Annotated in this window: 1 protein-coding gene; it reads right to left on the minus strand. The window is 46.3% G+C overall.

The genetic code is table 11. The features are described 5' to 3' along the window. Positions 1–55: 55 nt before the first annotated feature. A partial coding sequence (locus H4O20_RS12750) for a hypothetical protein (protein WP_221442879.1) occupies positions 56–432 on the minus strand: 377 nt, incomplete at its 5' end.

Consider the following 432-nt stretch of genomic DNA (forward strand, 5'->3'; position numbering starts at 1 on the left):
AAAATATGCATATTTTATTAAGTTGGAGGTGAGGATGATCAAGCATTGGGAAGAATTAGCAGCCGGTACAAGCCGCAAAAGCACATATTTCACAGATGTCCACATTCACAGATGCTAGTCTAGCAAGGGACATTGTTGCTCCTTTCTGCATGCACAGGGGCACAAACTCCTGTGGCAGTGTTGGATTGGAACATACAGAAAAGTAGCTCGTCTTGGCCAACCGGGGGTTTTGTGTTTGTGGTTTTTGTTGATCGGTCAACTGCTGGAGAACTTTCACAGAGTCCAGTGAAAAGGAAAAATCACCTTCCTGGACTTGCACAGCCTCACAGACCAGGCAAAGAGCCACAACGAGGAAAGCGACACACAGGACGGTCTTCATGCTGGCTGGTTCTTCTCGAGGATGGTTGAGTTTAGTATGTTTTTCAGTTGGTG

The organism is Aequorivita sp. 609, from assembly GCF_014212065.1.
GTDB lineage: Bacteria > Bacteroidota > Bacteroidia > Flavobacteriales > Flavobacteriaceae > Aequorivita > Aequorivita sinensis.